General features: G+C 44.2%; 20 protein-coding genes and 13 pseudogenes. 26 read left to right on the forward strand and 7 right to left on the reverse strand.

Translation table 11 applies throughout. The features are described 5' to 3' along the window. Window positions 1-616: 616 nt before the first annotated feature. Together ABR397_RS03885 and ABR397_RS03890 are read left to right on the forward strand one after the other, a co-directional pair. Window positions 617-751 (forward strand): hypothetical protein, encoded by a 135-nt coding sequence (locus tag ABR397_RS03885; RefSeq protein WP_350304567.1) that lies wholly within the window; start codon window positions 617-619, stop codon window positions 749-751. A gap of 294 nt (window positions 752-1,045) precedes the next feature. Continuing rightward, a pseudogene (locus ABR397_RS03890) lies at window positions 1,046-1,963 on the forward strand (integrase domain-containing protein). A gap of 90 nt (window positions 1,964-2,053) precedes the next feature. Here the strand turns inward: ABR397_RS03890 and ABR397_RS03895 are convergent. Both ABR397_RS03895 and ABR397_RS24955 read right to left on the reverse strand, forming a co-directional pair. Next, window positions 2,054-3,085, reverse strand: coding sequence for an IS630 family transposase (locus ABR397_RS03895; protein WP_350304568.1), 1,032 nt, complete (start codon window positions 3,083-3,085; stop codon window positions 2,054-2,056). A gap of 152 nt (window positions 3,086-3,237) precedes the next feature. Beyond that, window positions 3,238-3,494: pseudogene (locus ABR397_RS24955) on the reverse strand (ribbon-helix-helix domain-containing protein). 192 nt (window positions 3,495-3,686) lie between these two features. Between ABR397_RS24955 and ABR397_RS03905 the strand changes: the two are divergent. Beyond that, on the forward strand, window positions 3,687-4,163 hold the full coding sequence (locus ABR397_RS03905) for a hypothetical protein (protein ID WP_350304569.1): 477 nt from the start codon (window positions 3,687-3,689) through the stop codon (window positions 4,161-4,163). A 483-nt stretch (window positions 4,164-4,646) separates the two neighbouring features. Here the strand turns inward: ABR397_RS03905 and ABR397_RS03910 are convergent. Both ABR397_RS03910 and ABR397_RS03915 read right to left on the reverse strand, forming a co-directional pair. Further along, a pseudogene (locus ABR397_RS03910) lies at window positions 4,647-4,981 on the reverse strand (transposase domain-containing protein); the annotation flags it as partial. A gap of 111 nt (window positions 4,982-5,092) precedes the next feature. Next, window positions 5,093-5,965: a hypothetical protein gene (locus tag ABR397_RS03915; protein WP_350304570.1), complete on the reverse strand. Its 873-nt coding sequence runs from the start codon at window positions 5,963-5,965 to the stop codon at window positions 5,093-5,095. Between the two features lie 111 nt (window positions 5,966-6,076). Between ABR397_RS03915 and ABR397_RS25415 the strand changes: the two genes are divergently transcribed. Beyond that, window positions 6,077-6,355: a hypothetical protein gene (locus ABR397_RS25415; protein ID WP_455430654.1), complete on the forward strand. Its 279-nt coding sequence runs from the start codon at window positions 6,077-6,079 to the stop codon at window positions 6,353-6,355. On the opposite strand, the pseudogene ABR397_RS03920 reads toward ABR397_RS25415, so the two are convergent. Next, window positions 6,317-6,475 (reverse strand): annotated as a pseudogene (locus ABR397_RS03920) (IS630 family transposase); the annotation flags it as partial. The gene ABR397_RS25415 and the pseudogene ABR397_RS03920 overlap by 39 nt on opposite strands. 508 nt (window positions 6,476-6,983) lie before the next feature. On the opposite strand from ABR397_RS03920, the gene ABR397_RS03925 reads away from it, so the two are divergent. The 7 genes and pseudogenes from ABR397_RS03925 to ABR397_RS03955 all read left to right on the forward strand — a co-directional run. Next, window positions 6,984-8,159: an MFS transporter gene (locus ABR397_RS03925; RefSeq protein ID WP_350304571.1), complete on the forward strand. Its 1,176-nt coding sequence runs from the start codon at window positions 6,984-6,986 to the stop codon at window positions 8,157-8,159. 21 nt (window positions 8,160-8,180) lie between these two features. Continuing rightward, the gene (locus ABR397_RS03930) at window positions 8,181-10,043 is read left to right on the forward strand and encodes an FAD/NAD(P)-binding protein (RefSeq protein WP_350304572.1); all 1,863 of its coding nucleotides are present in this window, start codon (window positions 8,181-8,183) and stop codon (window positions 10,041-10,043) included. Beyond that, on the forward strand, window positions 10,033-11,367 hold the full coding sequence (locus tag ABR397_RS03935; protein ID WP_350304573.1) for a hypothetical protein: 1,335 nt from the start codon (window positions 10,033-10,035) through the stop codon (window positions 11,365-11,367). Before ABR397_RS03930 ends, ABR397_RS03935 begins: the two co-directional genes overlap by 11 nt. 15 nt (window positions 11,368-11,382) lie before the next feature. Beyond that, on the forward strand, window positions 11,383-11,586 hold the full coding sequence (locus ABR397_RS03940) for a 4-oxalocrotonate tautomerase family protein (protein ID WP_338884203.1): 204 nt from the start codon (window positions 11,383-11,385) through the stop codon (window positions 11,584-11,586). 248 nt (window positions 11,587-11,834) lie between these two features. After that, window positions 11,835-12,209 (forward strand): hypothetical protein, encoded by a 375-nt coding sequence (locus ABR397_RS03945; protein WP_350304574.1) that lies wholly within the window; start codon window positions 11,835-11,837, stop codon window positions 12,207-12,209. 389 nt (window positions 12,210-12,598) lie between these two features. Next, the gene (locus tag ABR397_RS03950; protein ID WP_350304661.1) at window positions 12,599-12,703 is read left to right on the forward strand and encodes a DUF1525 domain-containing protein; all 105 of its coding nucleotides are present in this window, start codon (window positions 12,599-12,601) and stop codon (window positions 12,701-12,703) included. Next, window positions 12,655-12,831: pseudogene (locus tag ABR397_RS03955) on the forward strand (TraU family protein); the annotation flags it as partial. The gene ABR397_RS03950 and the pseudogene ABR397_RS03955, both read left to right, overlap by 49 nt. 82 nt (window positions 12,832-12,913) lie before the next feature. On the opposite strand, the gene ABR397_RS24960 reads toward ABR397_RS03955, so the two are convergent. Continuing rightward, window positions 12,914-13,135 (reverse strand): Ail/Lom family outer membrane beta-barrel protein, encoded by a 222-nt coding sequence (locus ABR397_RS24960; RefSeq protein WP_407072857.1) that lies wholly within the window; start codon window positions 13,133-13,135, stop codon window positions 12,914-12,916. 359 nt (window positions 13,136-13,494) lie between these two features. On the opposite strand from ABR397_RS24960, the gene ABR397_RS03965 reads away from it, so the two are divergent. The 9 genes and pseudogenes from ABR397_RS03965 (at window position 13,495) to ABR397_RS04005 (ending at window position 18,930) form a co-directional block, all read left to right on the forward strand. Next, on the forward strand, window positions 13,495-13,767 hold the full coding sequence (locus ABR397_RS03965) for a hypothetical protein (RefSeq protein ID WP_350304575.1): 273 nt from the start codon (window positions 13,495-13,497) through the stop codon (window positions 13,765-13,767). A 215-nt stretch (window positions 13,768-13,982) separates the two neighbouring features. Then, window positions 13,983-14,748, forward strand: a pseudogene (locus ABR397_RS03970) (secretin N-terminal domain-containing protein); the annotation flags it as partial. Between the two features lie 154 nt (window positions 14,749-14,902). Beyond that, window positions 14,903-15,301, forward strand: coding sequence for a prepilin peptidase (locus tag ABR397_RS03975; protein ID WP_350304576.1), 399 nt, complete (start codon window positions 14,903-14,905; stop codon window positions 15,299-15,301). 155 nt (window positions 15,302-15,456) lie between these two features. Next, window positions 15,457-16,409, forward strand: a pseudogene (pilV, locus tag ABR397_RS03980) (shufflon system plasmid conjugative transfer pilus tip adhesin PilV). A 324-nt stretch (window positions 16,410-16,733) separates the two neighbouring features. Further along, window positions 16,734-16,871 (forward strand): hypothetical protein, encoded by a 138-nt coding sequence (locus tag ABR397_RS03985; RefSeq protein WP_350304577.1) that lies wholly within the window; start codon window positions 16,734-16,736, stop codon window positions 16,869-16,871. 278 nt (window positions 16,872-17,149) lie between these two features. After that, window positions 17,150-17,287: pseudogene (locus ABR397_RS03990) on the forward strand (IS110 family transposase); the annotation flags it as partial. Continuing rightward, window positions 17,280-17,841, forward strand: a pseudogene (locus ABR397_RS03995) (IS110 family RNA-guided transposase); the annotation flags it as partial. The pseudogenes ABR397_RS03990 and ABR397_RS03995, both read left to right, overlap by 8 nt. 484 nt (window positions 17,842-18,325) lie before the next feature. After that, window positions 18,326-18,550 carry a type II toxin-antitoxin system Phd/YefM family antitoxin gene (locus ABR397_RS04000; protein ID WP_350304579.1) on the forward strand — a complete coding sequence of 75 codons (225 nt, stop codon included), beginning with the start codon at window positions 18,326-18,328 and terminating at the stop codon, window positions 18,548-18,550. Next, on the forward strand, window positions 18,547-18,930 hold the full coding sequence (locus tag ABR397_RS04005; protein ID WP_350304580.1) for a type II toxin-antitoxin system death-on-curing family toxin: 384 nt from the start codon (window positions 18,547-18,549) through the stop codon (window positions 18,928-18,930). Before ABR397_RS04000 ends, ABR397_RS04005 begins: the two co-directional genes overlap by 4 nt. 98 nt (window positions 18,931-19,028) lie before the next feature. On the opposite strand, the pseudogene ABR397_RS04010 reads toward ABR397_RS04005, so the two are convergent. After that, window positions 19,029-19,538, reverse strand: a pseudogene (locus ABR397_RS04010) (IS110 family RNA-guided transposase); the annotation flags it as partial. A 479-nt stretch (window positions 19,539-20,017) separates the two neighbouring features. On the opposite strand from ABR397_RS04010, the gene ABR397_RS04015 reads away from it, so the two are divergent. From ABR397_RS04015 to ABR397_RS04040, 6 genes and pseudogenes are all read left to right on the forward strand, one after another. Continuing rightward, window positions 20,018-20,809 (forward strand): hypothetical protein, encoded by a 792-nt coding sequence (locus ABR397_RS04015; protein ID WP_350304581.1) that lies wholly within the window; start codon window positions 20,018-20,020, stop codon window positions 20,807-20,809. A 2-nt stretch (window positions 20,810-20,811) separates the two neighbouring features. Next, entirely contained in the window at window positions 20,812-21,312 is a 501-nt protein-coding gene (locus tag ABR397_RS04020; protein WP_350304582.1) for a TIGR03759 family integrating conjugative element protein, read from the forward strand. Between the two features lie 15 nt (window positions 21,313-21,327). Continuing rightward, window positions 21,328-21,771, forward strand: a pseudogene (locus tag ABR397_RS04025) (transglycosylase SLT domain-containing protein); the annotation flags it as partial. 5 nt (window positions 21,772-21,776) lie between these two features. Then, a complete protein-coding gene (locus tag ABR397_RS04030; RefSeq protein WP_350304583.1) occupies window positions 21,777-22,313 on the forward strand; it encodes an integrating conjugative element protein in 537 nt (178 codons plus the stop codon). A 103-nt stretch (window positions 22,314-22,416) separates the two neighbouring features. Then, window positions 22,417-24,475 (forward strand): annotated as a pseudogene (locus ABR397_RS04035) (type IV conjugative transfer system coupling protein TraD). Beyond that, window positions 24,456-25,208: pseudogene (locus ABR397_RS04040) on the forward strand (TIGR03747 family integrating conjugative element membrane protein). The pseudogenes ABR397_RS04035 and ABR397_RS04040 overlap by 20 nt, the downstream one beginning before the upstream one ends. Window positions 25,209-25,264 lie beyond the last annotated feature (56 nt).

Genomic DNA, 25,264 nt, shown 5'->3' on the forward strand with positions numbered 1-25,264 from the left:
AGAGCCTACGTTCAGAGTCAGTCAACGCCAGATTGATCTTTAAAGCCCTGCGGGCTTTTCGCCTTATATCCCCGCCCGCACTGGGCGAGGGTTTACGGCGTTTTTCGCTAAAATTTTTAGCTCCTCATAATATTATTAATGGTATTAACTCGGCGTGAATTTGGAACTAAGAGCATGATTGATGACGTATATTATTGTATTGTCGCAGAGTTAATATAAATAGGAAGAAAACCATTACCGTCATGGAAATGGTTTTCTTCACACTGTAATATTAAATACAAATTTGATCTTGCTCAATTCAACAGATACAGTATCTAACTGTAACTATACAAGATCTCTCGCCTGCAAGGATCAACCATTAAGTGGCGGACAAAAACTCCTGTAGCCTGAAAGGGAGTGCATGTAATGCGGTACATCTGCGCACTTTTGGAAGCAGATATTGTTAAGACACCTAAACCCTCGTCTAGCAATGAAAGTCTCCCGGTTTCATCGCGATATCGGCTTATCTTCCAATACAGACAGCACATCAGCCGTCTCATACTGAACAATACCATTTTAACCGGTACAACATTCACCTACATTTTTAATTCGTCACGAGAATTATGCGGCGTCACTTGTGTTGACGCGAAGCGATTACCAAGTGACGCCGGAGAGCGGCCAACGTCCAGAGCACGTCCGGTCTGCCTTGACGACCGATTTGAACCCTGAATTACTCAAAGTCACCCCTTTTCACGGGCATTTTTCTGCCTGAATCGACTTATTTCGTTTTTTTCAACCCGATGCCTATCGATAGGCTGATGCAGTAAAAAAGGAGAAATCACACCACGTCACGATAATGAGGCGTTCATCCTGACTAAAGTCAGGCACTGAACGGGGAGTACTCCACCGCCGTGCTGAGCACGTAGCGAACTCCTGTAAAAACTTAACCTAACCCTCGCTCTGCTACACATTGTTTGACGCGCCACGGAACGGTGAACCTGAACCGATATGCAGGGATTTGTTTCAAAAAGAATGAAAAACAGGCAAGTGAACAGGAGAGGCGGGAATGGCGCAGAAATCAGCACGTTCGAAGATAGAACGGTTCAGAAAAGAGTTTATTACCCATGCCCGACAAGCGGGCGGAAGTTTTGCTACCGTTGCAGATCGTGAACGCATTGCCCGGCAGTTTCTTCATTTTCTGAAAGAGAATGGCATTAGGCTCCGGCAGATGGACAGTCTGAAAACCCGGCATATTGAGCGTTATATTGCTGAACGTAAAGACTGCCATATCAGTCACCGAACCCTGTAAAATGAGATGTCGGCACTGCGCATGATTCTGGCGCGAGCCGGAAAACACAAGCTGGCCGCCACCGACAATACACGTTTAAATAACCGGGCACTGGGGATCGCAAATACCCGCCGTAAAGGAACCAAAACAGCGCTAACTCCAACAAAATTCAGAGAATTTTTTCAGCAGGTAGAACAAAAAGACCGGAGTGTGGCGGCGGTGATGCAACTGGCTTATGTACTGGGGCTTCGCACCAAAGAAGCGGTTGAAGCCTGTAAGTCGCTGGGCACCTGGAAGAAAGCGCTGGAGAACGGGCAAACCTCCGTGCGGGTAGTATTCGGCACCAAAGGCGGGCATCCGAGGCCAACAATTATACTGGATCGGACAGCACTACAACACGCGATTGCCTACGCCGAGCGCGAAATGAATCCACACAACGGCAAACTGATTGATAAACCGACGATCACTCAGGCCATCGAACGTTATCGGTACGTTGTCCGAAGTGCGGGTTTGAACGGTAAGAAATCGCCGCACAGTATGCGTTACTATTTTGCCCAGCAATCCGGTGAATATTACAAAGCACAGGGTTTCAATGAGCGGGAAGCACTGGCACTAATCGCAATGGATTTAGGGCACGGTGACGGGCGTGGACGTTATATCAAACAGATCTACTACCAAAACGGAGATGAGGAATAGTCCGGTTTGCGCGAAGAACGGACATTCCATCAAACTTTGAACTGTTTTCTCCGTAACTTGCAAGAGCCTAAATAACTGATCCTAATAGTGCTACATCTTTGCCATTCCATGCCCACTTCCGGGATAGGGTGATACCGTGCCCATAAAATGCTTAACCTGACTGAGAAGTTGCCACATATATCTGCACTTGTGGTTGCGTGTTATCGTTTCATGTAAGGCGTGCCAAAGTTTCTCAATCACATTGACCCAAGGCGAGTAAACAGGCTGGAATAACAGGTTGAATTTAGGGTTGTTCTTTAACCACAGTTGTGTCCGGCGGCTTTTGTGAATAATGTAGTTGTCCAGAATGATTGTAATGGTTTTCGCTCTCCGGTAATGGCGTTTTAGTTTTTCCAGCATAGCGATGAACAAATTGGAATTTTTCTGAGAACCCGAGACATAAAGCACGTTACCTGTCTTTGCGTGGAGTGCGCCTGCCAGATAATGTTTACAGTTGTTTCCCGGTGTCACCACTTTTTTCTGTTGCCCTTTCAGGGTCCAATCTGCCCCGATTTTCGGGTTGAGATCAATATCCACCTCATCTTCATAGAAAACGGGGTTATCGCGGCTGCATATGGCTAAGGCTTCATTAATTTTTGCCATTTTTTCCTCACGATGAGGATCTCGAATATTGAGTGTAGGACCCGCTCTACGCCAGACAATGCCGATTTTAGGTAACCAGCGCCTGACTGTGGAAGCCGCCACTGTGCTTTGGAATAGCGTATTCAACTGTTCAGCCAGAAGTTCTGTACTCCACCGGCTTCTCTGATAGTCAAAATCCTGAGGAGAAAACTGAATCAGAAGGAGCAACATCGCCTGCATTTCCCGGACAGGAAGCCTTTTGGGTCTGCCTGCGGGGAGGTTGGTTAACGCTTCCATTCCGCCTTCGGTGAACCAATTCAGCCACCGCCCAATAGAAGAGCGGGCAGCCCCGGTAATCTCGCTGGTCTCGACAATCGTTTTTCCCGAGTGCAGCAATAACAACGTCATCAGCTGGCGGGCATACCCTTTATCTGATGTCCGTTGAATTTCTTTTTGCATTCTGCGTCGTTCGGGACGGAGTATTGGTGCTATGATAGACATGGCTCAGTCCTGTTAGTCATTTGTGATAGTTAGCAATTGATCAGATCGCTAAATTTGGACTGAGTTCCTTTCTTTTTTATTTTTTCAGTGATCTACTATTAGGAACAGCTATTTAGTGTTTAACGTCATACGGTACTGGAACACCTATAAAATCAGCAATATTGTGGATGAGTTGAGAAAATAGGGGAGAGCGTGACCGACGATACCTTGGTGCATATCTCTGCTGCCTTACAAACACGTACTGCTAAATGATTGTGCCGCCAGCTTTCCACAGTACGATCCCACGCTATCAGTGCCTATAACCTATCACTTCGCTTTCGTTCGCGTACTCACTAGTGCGTACTTTAGACTTGACCACGTCCGCCATGTTGTTGGGGAGGGTAATACTCATTTGCTGAGTAGTTCTCACGATTGGCTCCTCTTATACCAATAGGATTCAATCCTACCCCCCTAATTTTTAATTAGCCGCATTGATTGTGTTACATTTGTAAGTGATGTTTTAATGTCCTTCACTATCTTTTCGATATAAATTAGGAGAATATGTATGAGTAAGCTGATTCTTCCCTCTAATATGTTGTTAAAAGAGGGACAAACTGTTTCGTTGACCCAAGTAGACCTTACTAAAGAAGATTCATCTCTGTTGGAGTTACTACAACAGCAAATTGAAGCCGAGGACAGTCTCGCACAATTAGCCGGATCAAGTTGGTATCGCGCAGGTTTAGGTCCTAAACCAACTCAAGGCGGAGTGTATATTTCTGGTACAACCTTGGTTCCCTTGAATGGACATACGCCTTCAGGAGGAATTGTGAGCACCATTCTGTGTAACTATGACCGACTCAATTGGGCTGGCTGGCAAAATCAAATCACGTTGCGCCTTTTCATCACCACCCCGGATAATTCTGCTGCATGGGAAGCATTTCTGGATGTAGCCAGCGGCTCGGCCACTGTCAATGCGGCTGGATCGAATGTTCCAGCAGATTGTAGGATTACCCTGCAAATGAAAGTCGGAAATATCACGGGCGGGTTGTATCAGCCGCCGTACATTTCGTCTTATGACTGCCGGGTAAACTACAACTAATACGAACTGTTAAGGACACGCCTTTGGTTATGTGCCAAAGGCGCGTTTCTAAAAATCAGGTCGCTTCAGAGAACGGAATTTAAAGCACTATAAAGGTTTCCCATAGTCAACACTGGTTTGTTTTTTCATCATTGAAGTCAAGGGGTTATTTGGCTTCTTCCTCCCTATTGCTGGTCCCACAGACAGATAGCCGTAAACTGGATATCAGCCCTTCTGTTGTATCAAGATGGAGATGTGAACGGGTGGAACGCGGTTTATTACCTGAAAACGAAAATGAGTGTTTGTGTATATAAAAGATCTGCGGCACGATGACAAAGCTCTGTAAATATGGCTATTTCACCTTGGGATATATTAGAATGAAAGTATAGAAAAATAGGAGGTTATTATGGAATATTTGTTCATTATCGCCGCGATTGTTTATGTATGGAAGTTCCGTCGTCCTGCTTCTAAACGTAAAGCTGAAGAAAAAGGTGTCCGTCAGAAAGTTTGCGTAAAGACACGACGAATGGCATCGTTTCCCAGCCTCTGGCGAGCCTGTATAACAGCACTGGGTATATAACAAAGGGACGGTTGCCGGGCAACATGATATTCAGACGGTTGACGATTTGATGAAGAGGCTCTTTGCGCTCCAGCGCCATGCCGATGATACACCAGACCATCATTTCCAGCGGCAGGCGACGCTTGCGTAATGTCAACGAGCTGGATTCAGAGAGGCTGCGGGCAATAAGTTCCGGATCAAGAAAATTTCCGAGAGAAGTCATGGTGTTACGGGTAGCATCGTGACAAGAAATAAAGTCAAGGGTCTGAGCAATGCACATAAAAAAATCCGGAAACGGGGAGCATGTCCGGATTTTTACACTGTCACCGGATCAGTCAACTGATCAGCATGAGAACCGAAATGGCCCTTTTCTTTTATCCCAAATTTTACATCACCATTTGCCAACCAGTGTTTTTTCCGCGAATCCTTTATTCCCCGTTTCACCTGAGAACAAATAGTAATCTTTCCCATTAATAGATACGCTCGGCATGCGAGGAGAGGTTTTCGGATTGTCAGGACGTAAAATGAAGCCATTAAATCCTTTAGAACTTTCATCCATCGTTGTTGGGATCAGTGTATAACGGATGAGGGAATAATTACCTCTAGGCAAATTGAGCTGAGACAGCTCCTGTCCAGTAGCCGGACGAATCGCCTGGTAATCAAATATTTGGTCACCAAAAGCGGTATCTTTTGATGGTGTTGTTGCTAATACACAACTGTCGAATTTCGCCATTACGGAAGTATTGATCTGGCATTCATCAATCGCTTTCAGTTGTTTATCCAGCACAAAGCTTCGCTTAGCGCCACTACCTTTTACGAAGGTGAAGGCATATCGGGCCCCATCTTTAACCAGTTTTGGGTCATCAAATGGGAGATTCGTTGGGTTAGAAACAAAGACAACCAAGTGTTCCATTACCATGCGCTCGGCATCTTCTTTTGAGTAAAGGGAAGCAAGAGTCATAATGCTTAGTCCCTTAATGCCATCTGCCATGTAGCCCATCGTGCCATTTATCAGGTACTTTGAAATACCTGCTTCATCCGAGCTACCTGGCTTAATTTCTGTTTCCGAAAAATTCACATCAACACCCGCAAGTGAATATGCGTTTTTGGCAACTGAGTAAGCGGGATTTTTATGCCAGTAAATACCATGGGCTTTACTGTACTGAGCTGTTTCAGGCGTTTTTCCTACATTTGTAGTGCAGCCGGTCAGCAAAAGCGCAGTAGTTATGGATGCGAACAGAGATGAGGTATTGAAAAAGGTCATATAAATTCCTTTTATTTGGTTAGTAACTGCATTATTTCATAATCGTAAAGATGGGTAAGAAAACTTGAAGCAGTTTATCACTATACAAAACCAGTAACAGCTGATTCTGCGGTGTGGCGTTATTTCAGTAAGCGCGGCTTTAAACGCGTTTTGAATAAGTTGCCTAAAGATATCGGCTATAATCCCAAGTTATATTACTGGGACAAGGCGAGTGAAAAAGGGATTCAAATGCCTGCAATGGTTTCGATTTATCGGGACAATAAAGGCAAGAATCTGACTATTCCCCAAAGAACAAATTACTTTAGCTGTGACTGCTCCCCGCCGTTTTTTACGAAGGAAGATAATTGTCAAAGTTTCATAAAGACGCAGTGCCTGAGCGATCATCACTGAACTCCAGCCCTCAGGGGCCAGCAGGACCGCTTTTATGCGGTCACACTCCCTCTTATCACAGCAGGTGTGATAGAGGAGTTCAAGTTCGGCTTTTTGTTCATCGGTAATGAATATTTTCATGATTGATACCATGAGCCTCATTTTGGGGAAAATTAAGCATTTTCAATGATCACGGATATAAATTATTAATAAAGTTATATTTCATATATAAAACAATAGGCCGTAAATAAATATTGTGATAATATTTTTTAAATTAGTATAATAAGTAAATTTTTGAAAGATAGTTGAATGAAAAGGAATTAGAGTAACCAGTATTGTTCTAATATAGGTGAACATCAGCATGCTAAACAGGCGATATCTTGCGAAAAAAATTCTAGAAAGTGACACCGGAAATAAATAGAAATGATAAAACGTTTAATTTGAAAGTGTGTGGGATATAGCGAGCTTAAAATTCAGAGCGAGAAAATAGATACTTATTAAGTATTCAGTTCTGGATGCACTATTTTTTGAAAAAATTAGTTTAATAATAGCTAGAAATGTGAGATTAATTACGGTTAATTTTTTCATTATGATTTATATATGCATACAACATTTAATTAACATATGTCGCGTTATGTAGGTATATAAAATGAAGCAAAACAGTACATCAGAAAGGCATCATCAATTGCGAATAGCAATCTTTGGTATGCTAGTTTTAGCGTTAGGTATGGGAATAGGGCGTTTTCTATTTACACCGATGTTACCTGTCATGCTAAATGAAGATAAATTCACTTTTGTACAATTATCATGGATTGCCAGTTCAAACTATGCCGGTTATTTGATAGGTAGTTTATTATTCTCATTTGGTTTTTTTCACAGCGCAAGCCGTACACGTTTGATGTTATTAATATCAGCAGTTGCCACTGGAGGGCTTATTTTAGCAATGGCTCTCTTTATGCAACCTATTATAGTCATCTTTATACGATTTTTGGCTGGAGTCGCCAGCGCAGGTACGATGATTTTTGGTTCAATGATTGTTTTGCAGAATACCCGTAGCCCTGTGGTAATAGCTTCGTTATTTGCAGGTGTTGGTACTGGAATATTTATCGGTAATGAATATGTTATTGTTGGCCTTCTCTATATGTATGATGCTAATACTCTCTGGCTTGGCGCTGCTGCTATATCTGGTTTAATTCTAATAATGTTAGTTGTGTTATTACCTTCTGGTTCTTCTTTACTTTCTCCCACAAAAAATCAAATAGGAGAAAGCCAGATCATGCATTGGTGGCAACTAGCCATACTCTATGGTCTAGCCGGATTTGGTTACATTATCGTAGCTACCTATCTCCCTCTGATGGCGAAAGATGCTGGGATACCGCTCTTAACCGAACATTTATGGTCGTTTGTGGGATTATCCATAATTCCCGGATGTTATGGTTGGCTTTGGGCCGCCCGACGTTGGGGAATATTGAAATGTCTGACAGCAAATTTATTAATTCAGGGTATATGCGTTTTGTTGACATTATTCAGCAATATTCCGTTTTTGCTCACCCTGAGTTGTATCGGATTTGGCGCAACCTTTATGGGTACTACATCTTTGGCTATGTCACTGGCAAAACAACTCTATGTCCCTAAAAATATTAATCTTCTGGGTGTTGTGACATTGACCTATGGGATAGGTCAGATAATAGGGCCGTTATTAACAAGCGTTTTAAGTGTAGGCTCCGATGCTGTGATGAGAGCGACAGCATGTGGTGCCGTTGCGCTATTTATTGCAGCTGGGATTAGCCAGTATCAATTTTACAAAAGTACGCGTTTATATTGATTTTTATAAGAGAGAGTTAAAATGCGACGAACGACAATTGCTATTTTGGGAATGGGGCCGAGAGGGTTAAGTATTCTCGAACGTATCTGTGTACTTAATGGATTACAATCTTTCCAAAATAATATTGAAATTATTTTAATTGATAGTAATGATATGGGAACTGGGGCGCACAGCCCAACTCAACCTGACCACCTTTTAGTAAATACAGTTGCCTGCCAGATTACTTTATTTGGAGATACAACTGTTAAAGGAGCAGGGCCTTTACGAACGGGTCCATGTTTTCATCAGTGGGCGAATGAACAAGGTTATCGAAATATTGATGGTCATTATGTTCGTTCATCAACGGGTAACCTTATTGGCCCTAATGAATATCTACCACGTAAATTACTTGGAGAATATCTGCATTGGGCATATCAAGAATTTACACGAGATTTGCCATCTAACATTCATATTAGGCAGATTAATCATAAAGCAATTAACATACTTTCTGAATGTGAAGACCGATCTATTGTCGTGCTGGATAATGATCAGCAGATTCTAGTTGATTTTATCTATATTACTACTGGTCATGGTGAGAATATGCCATCAATAGATGACTATTGTTTACAACATTTTGTGTCCTCAAATACTCAAAAAAATTCACTGCTTAATTATTACTCAGATCCTTATCCTATTGAAAAACTCAATGAGATAAAGCCAAACTGTCGTGTATTTATTCAAGGTATTGGCTTAACTGCTTATGATGTAATATCTCAGTTTACAGTGGGGCGGGGAGGTAAATTTACTTATCAGGATGGTAAGCTAACCTATTTACCAAGTGGAAAGGAACCTAATCTTGCACTATATTCACGGCAAGCATTGCCATTTAGTAGTCGAGGCGTAAATCAGAAAGGATCAAGTGGCCAATATAGCCCAGTATTTATTACTTCTGCTGCAATCGAAGATTTGCGTAGAAAAAATATGAAGGATAATGGAAATTCACAACTTGATTTCTCTGCTCAAATATTCCCTTTATTGTTCAAAGAAATGTGCTACGTGTACCGTTGCACTTTAGATGGTATTTGGGCTGATGCAAATAATTGGCAGCCGGGAAAGGAAGAGGAAAGCGCGATATTACGTATCCTGTATCCTCATGAAGGCAAAATGCATTCTAATCTGCACGATTATACTCTCTGGTTTAAAACCTTCTTACAGGATGATCTAAAATCAGCCGAAGAGGGTAACGTGAAAGGTCCGGTGAAAGCCGCCACCGATGTGATACGGGATGTCAGAGATATTTTACGTGGCGCAATTGATTTTTCAGGACTTACACCGGAATCACACCAATATTTTCTAGAACATTATAATCCAATATTCAATCGTATTGCTGTTGGTCCGCCAAAACAACGTAACGCACAGTTGTTAGCCCTCATGGAGGCGGGAATTATCACACTTGCTGGAGGGAAAAATGCTACGCTGACTCTTAATTCCAGCACGGGTCATTTTGAAATTCACTCCCGATTTGTGAACGAAACGAATGTAACTACAGGTGATATTATAATTAAAGCAAAAATAGCTAACTTTTCACCTATAGATGATAATTCAGAACTGATGCGTAACTTAATATCCAGCGGCACCATTCGCCCGTTCCTCAACCGACGTTATCATCCAGGAGGTATAGATATTGACGTTCAGCAACATCCTATTACCAGCAAAAGCCAAGTATTAAAAAATATTTGGGCATTAGGTAATTTGGCTGAAGGTGCAAATTTCTATACTTATGTACTCCCTCGTCCTCAGGTCAATTCTCGATTTCTGGTTGATGCGGGGCGTTGTGTAAAAGAAATGTATCAGCAACTCGCAGAATACCAGACCCGAGTTTGGGACAATGAGAATGTTGCCTAAGCAGATAAAACTTATATCATGTAATGTGACGCCTATAATGACAGCGTCACTTTTCATTTTCCTTATCATCAATAGTATCCACAAAAACAATATAGAAATGGAGTTAATTGCTGGATCTTGTTGTATTATTTATTTGATTTCATCTATATCTTTTTGGTGGAAAAAAACTTCTGCTCGAAGTGGAATTCTGATCTTTGCTGTTTGTTTTATCGTTTTAATTTCAGGAAATAGACTATCTTCAATTTCAATTTCAGACTTAATGCATCGGTACTTAGACGTATTCTGGTTGCTACTAGGGGTGGGTTTACTTCGTCAGGTAATGTTATCTTTACCTCTTGACCATTTTCTCCGTAGTTTATTGGTAAAAAATAAGCCTCGTTATCATTCGCTTCTTATTGCTGGAGTGACGATTTTTATGACACTACCAATGAGTCTTGGTGCTATCCCTCTTATTATTGATAGTTTGAAAAGATTAGTTGAACCACGATTACAGTTGGCCATGATTGTTTCTCGAATGGTCTCTATTACTATGGTATTAATACCCATAACTATTGGAGCTGCTACGGTTTATTCTGCAATGCCGAAAATTTCGTTATCAGAGACAGCATTGCTTGGTATTCCACTATTAATTTTTAGTCTGATATTAAATGAAAGAACACCTGTAAATATTGTAAATGATAAAGATGAAGCTAATGCTAATGCAGAGTTACCAGAATTGAGTCGGATTATAATATTCACTGTGCTGTTTTGGTCAGGGATTTTAATATCATTATTAATTTTAAAATTTAATTCATTACAGAGTCTGGCAATAACATCAGGTATTATTTTTGTTATCGATAGACTAAGTGGTAAACATTCATTGATGAATTCAGGAATATCAACGGCTACTCAGTCAATATCTTCTGAAATTTTACTACTTTTATCCTGTAGCTTGCTGGTATCGACAGTTTCTCTTTATTTAAATTCTATTCCAAGTGAATTAAGTCAATGGGTGAGCGATTTATACGATTGGCAAAAATATGCTGTTATATTATTCATTTTACCTATTTTTAGCATAGTTGGTTTGCATCCATTAATTCTTTTTAGTCTGGCTTGGTCTCTCTTTTCACCATATATATCTGGGAGTGCGGCAGATTATCAGGTATGGATATGTTTGTTTATTTCAACTCAATTATTATCTCCTGTATCAATTAATGCTGTTTTTGTTGCTAATAGTTTATCTGTGTCGACAATCGATACGAGTTATAGAATGCACGCACGATATGTTTTTCTTTTTAATTTTTTCGCGCTCATTTATCTGAGCATCATTTCCATACTGTTATAATGTTAAGGAGTATATATGCCATACGTAAATATTAAAATTACCCGTGAAGGTGTTACTGCCGAGCAAAAGCGCCAATTGATGGAAGGAGCAACCCAGCTTTTAGTTGATGTATTGAATAAAAATCCCAAAACTACCATAGTCGTTATTGATGAAGTGGAAACTGATAATTGGGGAATCGCTGGTGTGCCAGTAACAGAATTGCGAAAATCCAACCAATAAAAACTTTTTATTTTTTCCATGAGAGCGCTGGCTTACTCGATGCAGCGTTTATGTTAGCACTTAGGTTTAATCAGTTGTAAACTACAGTTTACAACTGAATATTCATCAATTCGTGGTTCTATCACATTAAACTATGGACCATGTCACTTTCAGAAGGTGGTTACATCAATGGAAGAGGTAGCAGGAATGATAAATGTTCAAAACGACTGGCATTCCGCCGATATTATCGCTTTAAGGAGACTATTGAAGTGTTAAAAAAGCTTGAAGGAAAAATTGCCTCATTCAGAGCAGTGTCGAAACGGAAAGTACAGCTTGAGTTACAAGGGATCGAGAAATTCATCGAACTGACAGTATCTGATCCGTGGGTGATTAATCGCGGAGATAGCGTAGTCGTGGCTGGTGAGGAAGATGTCAAAACGGGAAAGTTTATTGGTTATGCTTACCGAAATAAAACAAAAGGGATTTCTGGAAAGTACGACGCAGGAGTTATTACTGGATACATCTTTGTGATAGCTGGATTGTTCTTTTTTTGGACAATATTTCCATTGTTTCTACACGTTCCGATAGGATTGCGTGCCATTGCTCTACATAATAGAGTCAATCAAGCGGCTTCAATGCTTTAAGAGTCTATCTGAGCAGTAAGCATTAAAATCTGCTTTTCGCTCTTAACAACGGTCAGATTTAATCGTGCTCTACCACAGAACACCGTCTGATCAGGTCTCAGCTAATACAAATGAATAACAGGGGGCTTTGCACTTCAATCTCTTTTTTCATTTTTCGGAAAATTAATTAATGGCTGATTTCTGCAACGCATTTCTTCGGGTTATTCCGGTGCTTGATAAAACGGGAAATGTGCTATGTGGAAGTCGGCTTTATTGCTTTAGGTGGGATTGCTGGCCTCATTATCGGCCAATGCGAAAATGGTTATCTATACTGACAGCCAGCACCTTTCCGTCAATTTTTCCCCGGATCCCCTATCGTCTGACTGGATGCGGTTGAGCAACAGCAACTGATTCAGTCTTATCGTGTTGTTGTTCAGGCATGGCAATTAGGTGTGCGCAAGTACCCTGCCGTAGTGCTGCCACCCCGTTGGCGCCTTATTTTCTCAGCACATTAGATACCGTTGCGTGGCGTACCGGTTTGCTAGAATCGTTTTATCCGGAAGCGCTTATCCCCGGTCAGTGGGAGCTGGGTAGCCAAATGTCCGCCAATATGTGGGGTAATATTTACCCGCGTTTAGGATATCGGATAGAACAACACCCTAAACATTCGTGCATTAGTTTGATATTCAGGGGGTTGTTCTGGCATAGCTATTTAATGGGGTAAATTAGAAACGATAGCCAACGCCAACTACAAATGTTCCTACTTTAGCTTTATCACCTAAATCAGAATATTCGTAGGCAACATCAACAGCGACATTTGGTATTGGATTAAGTTGTAATCCTGCACCGTAGGCAACAGAGGTTTTTTCGTGAGACTTAGCCTCAAAAACTGAAACATTTGTTCTTCCAATAGGGACAGAGCCAGAAGCAGTCTGATAGTCATCAATATTAGCAGCACCTTCACATCACTTTGGGCATAGCCTACTGAAATGGTGTGTTTGTCACTTGCATTTGCTGTGAATGAAGCAATAGATAATCCAGTAATAATCGTTGAGGTCAATAGTACTTTTTTCATTATAATTATCTCTTTGTTGTATAAATCTCGCGGTAATATATATAAATTCCGCAAAAACACAACGGAAAAAATAACATAACTAAATTAGTTAATTTGAATTAATTGTGATTGGTTATGTTTGATTATGGTTTTTTATTTCTTGTGACTATTATCTGAATCACCGTGTACGATAGTATGGATAAGCGGAAGGCTGTAAGACTCTCTATCAAAATAACTAACATATTGATATAATTGCTAAAAATAAGCCTTGCTGGCCGCCAGTTTGTTACCGGAAAGAGCCATCATTCTGTGCCGGAAACCCAATCGGCTGCTTCCACAAATGAAATGAGAAATCCCTCTCCATCGACTGCGGACGATACCCAGACGTTATTGTCATTATTTCAATCAAATGATGAATTTTCATTGTCTGTTAATGCAAATGAGAACGATAACGATTTAAAAATAGGCAAACGTACAGGCAGGCCGTCAAAAAACGTTGCTCCCTCCGGGGAGGAGTCGTCATGATATAATAAGGAGTATCACCGGCGTAGGTCACTCACCGGGGAGCTTGTTGCAGATTTACAGGTTAAGCATCTTTAGCTTCAGAATATCGCCGATGCAGAACGAATTCTTAGTCAGATAAGTTATCACCACTTCAAAATTTACCTACATCTGTTCCTCAATCCGGCCAGTAGCACGCTGCAAAAATTAGCGGCTGAATTTGGTGCGCGAAAATTTCCAATTTTGTCTCTGGGGAGGCCAGTTCTTCACAAAAAACGACGGTTGATCTAAACAGTGATTTATACGAAGACATCCGTAAGACAGTCGAGAATATGTTGACGCCAGAACGGGGTGGTGCTGAGTGTCAGCACCACCCGTAAAGAGCAAATGGGGTTGGACTGGGGATTAGTTTATAACTCATTGCATAATTTGGGGGCTACGCTGTCTGGCAGTTTTAGCGGTATGGGCAGTGGGGCAACGTCTGCGGGTGTCAGTATTTTGGAAAGTGCCACAGGGAGGGCGGCAAAACTCTCCGGTTCCAGCCTGCTGATAAAGGCGTTGAGCGAGCAAGGGAATGTCAGTGTGGTGACGTCTCAAGGAAGTGCGACCACTAATTTGACCCCCATTCCGATACAGATGGCTGATCAGACGGTGTATGTGGCCCAAAGCAGTACAACGACGGCTACGGATGTGGGAGCCACCACAGCTCTGACGCCCGGGATGATCACTACCGGGTTTAATATGACTTTGTTGCCGTTGATACAGCGCAATGGGGATGTTCAGTTACAAGTGGCTTTTAACCTGTCTGATCCGCCGACTATCCGTTCATTCACATCTAAAGAAGGCAATTCTTATATCGAGATGCCGTATACCCGGTTACGTTCACTGAGTCAGAAAGTGAATTTACGTGCCGGGCAGGCTCTGGTACTCGCCGGATTTGAACAGGCTGATACTCGGGTGACTAAGGCGGGAACCTTTACACCGGGTAATTTCCTGCTTGGGGGAATACGGTCTGTTGATGTGTTCAGTGCATCCGGCACCACGAATAGCTATCTGTTTGTACGTGGTGTCGGGCACATTGATGTTGTTATCACCAGCGCCGCTGATGGAGCGGATAGCCGCACTGTTGCTGCTGAGTTTTTTGCTGCAATTATCGGTTATGGATGTTTTGAGTGGCTGGCTTCCTCGTCAGTTTACATTGGCTTGTCTGGTGTCCGGTGTATTGATCAATATTTCGTTGCCGTCAGTATCAATAACTCTTTTGGCTACGGTGCTTATGCTTGCTGGGATGGGAGTGTTACGCGAGCTGATGAACCGGCACTCTCAATGTGAAGTGCTGGGGATGGGGGATGTCTGGCTGATGGGAGCACTGTGTGTCTGGCTGACAGGGTTACCGGCACTGATAGGTTGCTTGATTGGTCTGTCCGGTTTCGTGTTGTGGCATTTGGCACAATTACCTCATCGAAGCTCGAAAGGTGGGCCGCTGGGGCCTTGGCTTAGTTTGGGGAGTGTGGTCATGTTGTTGGAGCGATTATATCAGCCAATATGGGTAATCTAATAGTGACAGAAAAAGAGGGTTGTGGCGGGGGCAGAGGACCGGATAGGGGATATATGATGCTGGGCACTGCTGCCGGACTCATGATATTGCTGGTACTGTCGGCGTTGGGAACCCGCATTTACAACGATTATCTGACAGAGAAGTCCTGGCAGGTCATGGCGGCGCCAAGCAGTCGTTTCAGTGCAGCGTCGAAAGCTTATATTGGCCGTTATTATGATAGGTTGCGGAATTCAGCAACGATAACCCAACCGGTGATGATCACCCCGGATATGTTGAGAAAAACCGGGCTGTTGCCATCCGGATTCAAAGACACCAACAGTTCAGGACAGCGCTATCAGACCGCTGTAGTGCGCAATACCCAGGATCCGGCACTATTGCAGGCAATGGTGGTGACACAAGAAGGGAGCCAATTACCTTATAAAGCCCTGCGCCTGATATCGATGGATATCTCTAGCGGATTGGGGGATATATTCGGGATGGAAAGACGGCTACCGGCGCAATGAGTACATGGACCGTGCCTTTAAAGGATTTTGGGATAAACAGTGGTGAAGGTCACCTGGCCGTGTTATTGAGCGTAGATGAGTTATCTACTGCTCGTGAGGAGAGTGACCGATTGTACCGTTTTGCTGTCCCCGGTCGTCCGGAGCTGAACAAAATGCATACTGACATTAACATGGGAGGCAACAACCTGAACAATACGGCTACCGTGAATGCACAGGCTGGATATTTCAGTGGCGATATCCGGGCGAATGCCGGCCAGTTTCAGGGGGATATTCGTAGCCACGATGGCTGGATTGTGACGACAAAGAATAAAGGCTGGTTAAATGAAACTTATGGTGGTGGTTGGATGATGTCGGACAGCAACTGGCTTCGCAGTGTCAATAATAAAAGCGTTTATACTGAGGGACAAATCAAAAGCGGTACCCTCCGGGCTGATGGGCGTTTGTCGACAGGGGAGTTTTTACAACTTGATAAAGTAGCTGTGGCGGGTACGGCCTGTTTACCCAACGGATTGATTAGCCGCGACAGCAAAGGCGCCATACTGTCCTGCCAGTCTGGTCTGTGGACAAAAGCAGAGGCTACTTTGCAGCAGAATCAATGTCATTAGGATGGAAACTGGGGGGACGTGATTTCGCTGAACACCGATGTAAGCCTGGATATTATGCGGCGGGACTGAAATTTGTGGGTCACCAAAGGAGCGAATCAGCTTATGTCATTACCTGCTGTAAATAAAAACGTAACATGTGCGTATATCTGATTTTTATTTTGGTGGTGTTGTGTTGTCCTTGCTTTGCACTGGTGAGCAGATTAACGTCCTGGCGGGGATTTATCTGTTCGGGTTTCCGACACAGGAAAAAACGGTATTACATCATTCATCTGTCCCCGACTGACAGGATAGGGTGTCTGACACGGAGCCGAACCCGGTGTTTTCATGCGGCATTTGTTCGCGAACTTGTGGGGGCATTTTTGCGGGCAGACAGGGATTACATTACAAAACTTACTGTATGAGTGGCGTTATACTCCGACGGCTGCCCGTGGTGTTATGGTGGTGGTGAAGCAGGAAAAATAACATCTTATATTAGAGAGCATGAAATTGTGTGGGGCACTACATTGGTGTTTATGCTGCTATAGCTAATGTAGAACCATCAACTGTACTCCGGCCATCTTGTATCTTTAATCTGGTTTATGCTGGTTAAGTGAGATTGGCAACAATCATGTAGTCAGACAACCATCAAGGGATTAAGCCCGTTAATGAGCTTTCGACGCATGATTGTTACTTTTCTTCGAGAAACCCGAACAGTTGCTTGAAACTAAATTCGCATTTGCAAGAATGGGAGCCGAAGAACCATGACTGAAACGATTTGTGTCGGTATTGATGTTGCCAAAGCTTCACTCGAAATTGCGCTTAGTGCACAGGGAATTGTCATGACATTCCCAAATACCCCTGAAGGCCATGATCAACTAGCATCTACTTTGGCTAACTATGCCCAAGGGAATTGCTGTGATAAAACAGCTCTCCACTGTGCTGGCTGAACATGAATTTCCCCCGTATCTGATACAGGTATTGCAGCGGTTACAGGCGCATTATCACTATCTGGTTGAACAAACCACCGAGATTGAAACCGTCCTGTCACAGGAGATTGCCCAAGATGATACCGGACAACGGCTGATGACGATCCCCTGGTATTGGCTCCATCACGGCGAGTGTGCTTTCCTCACAGCTGGGTGATGGGAAACAATACGCACACAGCCGGGATTTTGTAGCCTCGACGGGATTGGTTCCCCGCCAGTACAGTACTGGGGGCAAGACGACCTTAATGGGTATCAGTAAACGGGGTAACAAGACACTCCGGCAACTGTTGGTGCTGTGTGCCCGAACGTTCATACTGCATATCGAGCATAGAAAGGGCAAACTGGCTGACTGGGTTAAGCAGCAACTTGAACGAAAGCATTCTAATATTGTAGCCTGTGCGTTGGCGAATAAACTCGCCCGAATAGCCTGGGCCATTACGACGCGACACACGGTATTTGTTGCCTGAAACTGACGTCATTGTGAATCTATTTAACGATTACTCCACTGGTTTTGCGAAGACTGATAAGTGATGACATGAACGGCCTACCGGCCTGATGAGAAACCTAACATAAAAATTGGCTCCTTGAAGTCGGCACAGTTTTAAGGTTCATCAGGCGCGGAACTCATCGAGGCGTAAGCTCCTTGCCTATAGTGACGCCGGATAGATTTAAGCAAGCCCAAAATTCATCAAAATGAGTGTTGCAAAAACGAGGGCGACCATAGATTTTATGGTCTCGCTATTTAACGTGCTTTCTTAGTTCACTAAATGCACTACAACGCCTTAAATTGGTTGAGATTGTCTAAAATATATGCTTGTTGGTTGATATTAATCCATTCATCCGATTGCCCTGGATCACAACTGTCATTCCGTCCAGTTCTGCGCATCCTTCCCACACTTGCTATTGCACAACAATCATGTACAATTTAGTTGAACGAAAAAGGAGTGAATCATGTTTACTTGTAACTATAGCCATGCCCGCGACAACCTTGCATCTTTGCTGGAGCGGGCAGTTGATGAAAATCAGCCTGTTGAGATTCAGCGCCGCAAAGGAGGCGCTGCCGTCTTGGTAAATAAAGATGCTTTTGAGCGTTACCGCAAAGCGGCTCTTGATGCTGAATTTGCGGAGATCATGCAGACTCATGGTACAGCGTACACGGAGCTTTCAAAACGATGAAACTTGTCAGCTCACAGGAAGTGATTGAGTTTCATGATCGCTTAATTTCGCGTGATGGTGGCATTGCTGGTATGTCCGAACCCGGTCGCGCTGATGCCATTATTCACCGTGTGTTAAATATGCATCATTACGAGGGGGTAACGGATATTTATGATTTGGCTGCTGTGTATCTTGTAGCCATCGCTCGAGGTCATATATTCAACGATGCGAACAAGCGAACAGCGTTATTTGTCGCGCAAATCTTTTTAAAACGTAATGGTGTAAAAATCATTAGCTCGCGTATTTCCTTTGATGAAATGCAAATTATCGCTGTAAATGCTGCAACTGGTGAATATACGTGGAAGATGGTTTCAGACCATTTAAAGGCGATAATCCTTTAGCTCCACAGCTAACTATCGGAGTAATATCATGACAGGTGAAGGAATTAACACAGTAAAAATAAATGGTGAAATAAAACATATTACAGATTTAGATCCTGTAACGCTTTTTCAGCCAGCACAGTGACGAGCTGTTTTATCACGGCAATCCCCTTCGGCATACTGATGCCAAACTCAAGCAGGAAAGCCTGCATCTGGTTGGTGGCTTTCACTTTATCCCGCACCAGCGATTCCCGGACACGGTGCAGCGCTCGCATGGCTTGTTGAGTTTCCGTTCTGGGCTGAACAAACCGCATTGAAGGCCGTGAGGCCGCTTCACAGATGGCTTCCGCGTCAATAAAATCAGGCTTGTTGCTTTTGACGAAGGGACGGACAAACTGCGGTGAAATCAGCCTGGCCTCATGCCCCAAATCAGTGATCCTCCTTGCCATGAAATGGGCGCCAGCACAAGCTTCCATCACCACCGTTGCCGGAGAGCAGGCAGCTAAGAATTCCATCAACTTAGTTCGGGTGAATTTTTTACGTAGCAGGGCTTTCCCCGATTGATCCTGACAATGGACATGAAAGGAATGTTTGCCGAGAGCGATGCCAATCAGTGCGATCGTGTTCATGATGGTAGCCTCTTAAAAAATAAATCACACGCTGTCAATATATCGCTAACAGGGTGAGGGCGGCCATCTCATTACTGTGGGGCAATCATTTAAATGCTCCCTTCGAACGGCAGTTCTGAATGGCGAGCTAAAAGGCACAATTTGAACGTTGGTATCCCAGCATCAAAATTAATGAGCTAGTCGGAATATGGTTGATGGTTTTACATTAGCTATAGTGGCATAAACGCCAATGTAGTACCCCATAGATTTCATGCTCTCTATATTGGAGTGTAATTTTCATTTTTTCATATTGAGTTTTTTATCGTCATCCTCTCTGGTTTTGCCCAGTATGCTTCCCGGTATCAGGGTAATCATATGATTAGACTCTAATCACTACTGAATAAATCGCATTTCTGTGTTGGTTGTTTTGTCAAGCAACCCGATAATACTAAAAGTACGCCAGACACAGTGCCAAATAAAATAAACAAGGATGCTGTGGTATGACAACTGAAATACCTCCTCTGCTGCCGACGTCTGAAGCTGAAATTGACAGCTTGCGGCAGGCGGTTTCTCAAAAGACCCAATCCAGGTTGTTGCTAAAAAAATGTCTGAGATATCTGTCAATATTGCTTGTTATTGTCAGCATCGTATTTCTGGCATTTGTGGTACGGCAGCAACATCATCAGTTAGTGGAATTTCAGTCATTGATGCGAAGTGGATCATTCCAGCATTTGCCTGATGAGGTGCAAAATCTGCACGAACGGCTTGATAAAGCGGATACCGGCTTTGTCTCCCGTCAGGACTGGCAAATGCAAAATGACCGGTTTCATCAGGCATTGATAGCGCAACAGGGATCTGTCAACGACCAACAGAAACCGCTGGTACAGTCAGTGACTGATTTAAGCCGTGCGCATCAGGATCTTACCGAAGCAGTGAGTGTATTGAAAAATACTGTGAAACAGCAGGCAATGCGCGTTGACGCATTAATCACGTGGAAATCTCAGCAGGAAAAGCATGCGGGTAAAAAATCGGGCACACCTGACCGGGAGGTTCTTCGAGCGAAGAAACGGATAGTTACCCCTTTCATACTTTCTGGTATTGAACGTCGGGGAGAACAAGTTTATGCCGTTATTATTCCACGAGACACAGATCCTCATTCCCAAATATCTCAAATGCGTTTACTGACTCCGGGTGAAAGCGCATTTGAGTGGACGTTGGTCAGTATCTCCGATCATCAGGCTTTGTTCCAGGTACAAGGGCATCGTCAAATCCTGTCAGTCAATGGAGGGTAATGATGAGAAAAGATTTTTTCAGCCAGAGGAAAGGGTTGGTGCTGATTGGCGTTGTTATGTCTCTGTCAGCTTCGGCGGCACAGGTTGCTATCTCTGAACAGACAGAGACGGGAATGAAAGCGACTCAGCAACAGGTCACGCAGACTGAAAACCACCGTATTCAGGCGCAAATGTGGGGACTGACGGAAGCAGAGTTTCAGCGTTATCAGCAATTGATGCAGGGACAACGGGGGATTCAGTCTCCTGGACTCGATCCGTTGAGTGCATTGGGTATTGAGGCCGAAACAGTACAAGCGCGTCAACGTTATGCAGAATTGTGGGTTAAACAGGAATATGTCCGTACTGAAAAAGAGTTGGTGTTCCAGCGGGCGGTGGATGCGGCCTGGAAGCGTCTGGTGCCGAATATTTTGCCGGTTAATTTAGGGAAGGGGGACGGAATCGCACAGGGTAATCAAGGGCGGCTGGCGTTATTTGTAAGTGCTTTATGCGTTGGCACTGGCTGATCAGCAAAACGTTTGCCACAGGAGAAACATGAACGCCCCTGGCCGTGGACGCTCAATGTGGCTGGAAAAGGTTATCGTTATGCAACCCGACAAGCGGTCTGGCAGGCGTTGCAGGGATTTATGCGTAGCGTACCCCTCAAACGTATTGATGTGGGGATTACTCAAGTGAATTTAGGCTGGAACGGCCATTATTTTCGTTCTTATTGGGATGCCTTGGACCCCTATACTAATCTTCATGTGGCAGCCCGTATTCTAAAAACCTGTTATCAATCCAATCCGGGTAGTTGGTTGAATGCGGCAGGCTGTTATCACCATCCCGCTGGCGGTCAGCCTGCGAGCAAATATCGGAAAATCGTCGCACGTAAACTGAGTACGCTAGAAACCCGATATCCTGTTTTGTCTACCAATATTGCTGTAGCTAATACGACACAGACCCGGATTGAACCGAAGGAAAAATAAAGAAGATGTTAATCCATAACTTAATCCGTCATCGCTGCCGTTTATTTTTAATGATAATGATATTGACGCCCTGTTCTCAGGCTGCACTGACTATTGTGGCTGATTTAGGTGGACAATCTACGGCAGCATATTTTGATGCCATTAATGCTCAGGATGATGAACTGACCGCCACTTCAAATGAGGAGGTGGCCCCGCCGGATTTAAGCGAAGGCGGAATGTTACCGGTGGAAACGCCGGAATTGTCTCCCGGACCTGTTGACGCTCGTCCGTTGCAATTGCCGGGAGTGGGGGCGTTGTTCATGATTGGGGATGATGCCCTGTCAAAACAGTGGTTGAAGAAAAATTTGGTTGGCCTTCGGAAAAAGCAGGCGGTGGGGTTGCTGGTTAGTGTGCGGGATAAAGCACAACTGGATGAACTGCGTCAGCTTGCAGAGGGATTGGTATTAGCCCCCGCTTCCGGCAGTGATTTGGCTCGTCGTTTGCGCTTACAGCATTATCCAGTGTTGATTACCGATACTGGCTTAACCCAGCAGGTGCGTTGATGTGGCCCCGTCATCCTATATTATCCGAACTGATGTTGCCACACAGTTTCCCGGTGCTTTTGTTGGGATTGTTGCTGGCAATTGTGGTGTTATGGCGGGCTAGATGAGCGATCGCTATGTGATTGAAGCGCGGTTACGTCCGGCTGTTGAGCTGAATACCGCTGTTGTTTCGGCGGTTGCTGCTGGTGTCTGTATCGCAGCGCCGTGGGCTGTGGCATTGTCACCATCGGTCAGTTATGTCATGGCGGCAGGTTTTGGCGTGTTATCAGGTCTCCGATTCGGACAGGGGTTACGTATACTGAACTACCGGCGCAATATCCGACGATTGCCCCGTTATGTGATGGCCAGCCACCAGGTGCCCGTCAGTCATCAGAGATTGTTTCTGGGGAAAGGGTTTCTTTGGCAACAAAAACATACACAACGATTTCTGGATACCCTGCGCCCGGAAGTCGAACGTTATGTTCAACCTTCCCGGTATTATCAATTAGCGAGGGCATTTGAACGGCGGTTTGAGTACCCATTGCCTTCCTTATGTCGTCTGACGCAACGTGATTCCCCGTGGAACCCGGTGAGGCCATTGCCGCCGGTGGGGGGCAATCCAGCATTGCATTGAACCGGATGAAGTCAATGTATCAATGGATTTGCGTGAGCGGGTCGGGCACATGTTGGTCCTCGGTACAACCCGTGTTGGTAAGACCCGGCTGGCAGAGTTACTCATCACGCAGGATATCCGGCGGGGTAATATCACGATTGTGTTTGATCCGAAAGGGGATGCAGATCTGCTCAAACGCATGTGGGCGGAAGCGCATCGTGTCGGGCGGGAAGATGAGTTCCAGGTGTTTCATCTGGGCTGGCCGGATATTAGTGCTCGCTACAATGCTGTTGGGCGTTTTGTCAATATCGTTACTCGTGCTTTGGTGGCTCTGGGGCAGCGACCAGATTACACCCTGATATTACGTTATGTCACCAATATTGGTGAACTGTATGAAACTTATGCTGAAAAAATTATCAGGCAATGCCTGCCTGTATTGTGGGAGCAGGTGGAGAAAAGTCTGGGTCTGCTGACGGAAGACGATTTGCCACGCAATATACAGGGGCAGACGAATGCAGTGAAAATCTGGGCGATTGAAATGGCACTAAGCTCGGACGCGGGGAAAAAACTCTACGATCCGATACTGGACGGGTTGCGCAGTGCGGTTCGCTATGATCGCACCTATTTTGACAAAATTGTGGCATCCCTGTTGCCATTATTAGAAAAGCTGACCACGGGGAAAACAGCTGCACTGCTGGCACCGGATTACACGGATATGAACGATCAGCGTCCCATCTTTGACTGGCAACAGGTCATACGTAAGAAAGGTATCGTCTATGTGGGGCTGGATGCTTTATCGGATGCCGAAGTGGCTTCGGCAGTAGGCAATTCCATGTTCGCAGACTTGGTTTCCGTTGCGGGTCACATCTACAAATTTGGTCTGGATGATGGCTTGCCAGAAGGTAAAACGAGAAAACTCCCCATTAGCTTACATTGTGATGAATTCAATGAGCTAATGGGCGATGAATTTATTCCGCTGATTAACAAAGGGGGTGGTTCCGGGATAGAGGTAACCGCTTACACCCAGACCTTGTCTGATATTGAAGCACGCATTGGCAGTAGTGCTAAAGCGGCACAGGTAACAGGAAATTTTAATACCCTGGTTATGCTGCGGGTCAGGGAAAATAATACCGCCGAGCTGCTAACCCGCCAGTTGCCAGAGGTGGAAGTGTACACTAAAACTTTGGTCTCCGGGATTACCAATATTTCCAGTCCAGAGCAAGGCGGTCATTTTACCTCTAATACCCAGGATCGGGTTAGCACGATCAGAACACCGTTAATTACGCCTGCCGAAGTGATTAACTTGCCGAAAGGTCAGGCATTTGCTCTGCTTGAAGGGGGACGGTTATGGAAGATCCGTATGCCGCTGCCAGCAGCCGATGATGATAACCTGATGCCGGCAAGTCTGCAAAAAATCGCTGATGATATGCGTAAACATTACCGTACCAGTGAATCCTGGTGGTCAGCGGGCTCAATGCCAGGTGGCAGTCAGGCTGACCTGGATGTGATATTAAATCCAGCAGTGCTGACGCCTGATGAGGAAGCTGACGATGACGCAACAGAAAGCTAGATCGCCGCAGATGCCACCGAAAAAATCAGGTCCGTTAAAAACGGTTCTGTGGGATATGCCATGGATGCTCATTGGCTTTTTGCTGGTATCGTTGTTTTTTAGTTTGGTTGTTGAATACCTTGGGATAGCCTTTTTCTGGCCGGAACAGGGCGAAAGGCACAGCCAACAAGTGATGCCCACGGAAAGCGGTTGGTTGTCTAAAGAATTTACCCGCAGCTTACTGTTATCAGAGCCCGCGACTACGCTCAGTATCGGGTTAAAATGGAGTTATCAGTGGGTGTTTGTAGACAGTGGTGCACTGGACTGGATTAACCAACAACATACAGTACAAGCTCGGAGCCACTATGAGATAGCGCAAGAGTTGAACGACGGAAGTGTATGGTTGGCGCAAAATCTGCGGAAATACCTGCTGGCAACGGTGTATGTGACGATAACCTTTATTATCCGGTTGACTATTTTGGTGTTGTCTTTGCCATTGTTTGTAATGGTTATAGGCATTGCTGTCGTTGAAGGACTAGGCCGACGTGACTTGCGACGTTATGGTGCCGCTTATGAGTCGAGTTTTGTTTATCATCATGCCAAACGGTTTGTGAAACCGGAGTTTTGTGTACCCTGTTTGTTGTATCTCTCCTAGCCATCGGCTGTGTATCCTAATTTACTCTTGTTGCCTGTAGCTCTTCTATTAGGGGTTGCTATTACCGTGATGATAAGTACTTTTAAGAAATATCTTTGAGATAAAAGCAGTATGATGTGGATTGGTTGGTAAAACGTTTCAAGTACCTCTTTAAT

The organism is Photorhabdus viridis (assembly GCF_040256935.1).
GTDB classification, from domain to species: Bacteria; Pseudomonadota; Gammaproteobacteria; order Enterobacterales; family Enterobacteriaceae; genus Photorhabdus; species Photorhabdus viridis.

Excerpts from the sequence above, each read along its gene's own strand:
- ABR397_RS03895 (WP_350304568.1), bottom strand. The coding sequence starts at position 3,085 with ATGTCTATCATAGCACCAATACTCCGTCCCGAACGACGCAGAATGCAA.
- ABR397_RS03915 (WP_350304570.1), bottom strand. The coding sequence starts at position 5,965 with ATGACCTTTTTCAATACCTCATCTCTGTTCGCATCCATAACTACTGCG.
- ABR397_RS03925 (WP_350304571.1), top strand. The coding sequence starts at position 6,984 with ATGAAGCAAAACAGTACATCAGAAAGGCATCATCAATTGCGAATAGCA.
- ABR397_RS03930 (WP_350304572.1), top strand. The coding sequence starts at position 8,181 with ATGCGACGAACGACAATTGCTATTTTGGGAATGGGGCCGAGAGGGTTA.
- ABR397_RS03935 (WP_350304573.1), top strand. The coding sequence starts at position 10,033 with ATGTTGCCTAAGCAGATAAAACTTATATCATGTAATGTGACGCCTATA.
- ABR397_RS03940 (WP_338884203.1), top strand. The coding sequence starts at position 11,383 with ATGCCATACGTAAATATTAAAATTACCCGTGAAGGTGTTACTGCCGAG.
- ABR397_RS03975 (WP_350304576.1), top strand. The coding sequence starts at position 14,903 with ATGGATGTTTTGAGTGGCTGGCTTCCTCGTCAGTTTACATTGGCTTGT.
- ABR397_RS03985 (WP_350304577.1), top strand. The coding sequence starts at position 16,734 with ATGCGGCATTTGTTCGCGAACTTGTGGGGGCATTTTTGCGGGCAGACA.
- ABR397_RS04000 (WP_350304579.1), top strand. The coding sequence starts at position 18,326 with ATGTTTACTTGTAACTATAGCCATGCCCGCGACAACCTTGCATCTTTG.
- ABR397_RS04005 (WP_350304580.1), top strand. The coding sequence starts at position 18,547 with ATGAAACTTGTCAGCTCACAGGAAGTGATTGAGTTTCATGATCGCTTA.
- ABR397_RS04015 (WP_350304581.1), top strand. The coding sequence starts at position 20,018 with ATGACAACTGAAATACCTCCTCTGCTGCCGACGTCTGAAGCTGAAATT.
- ABR397_RS04020 (WP_350304582.1), top strand. The coding sequence starts at position 20,812 with ATGAGAAAAGATTTTTTCAGCCAGAGGAAAGGGTTGGTGCTGATTGGC.
- ABR397_RS04030 (WP_350304583.1), top strand. The coding sequence starts at position 21,777 with ATGTTAATCCATAACTTAATCCGTCATCGCTGCCGTTTATTTTTAATG.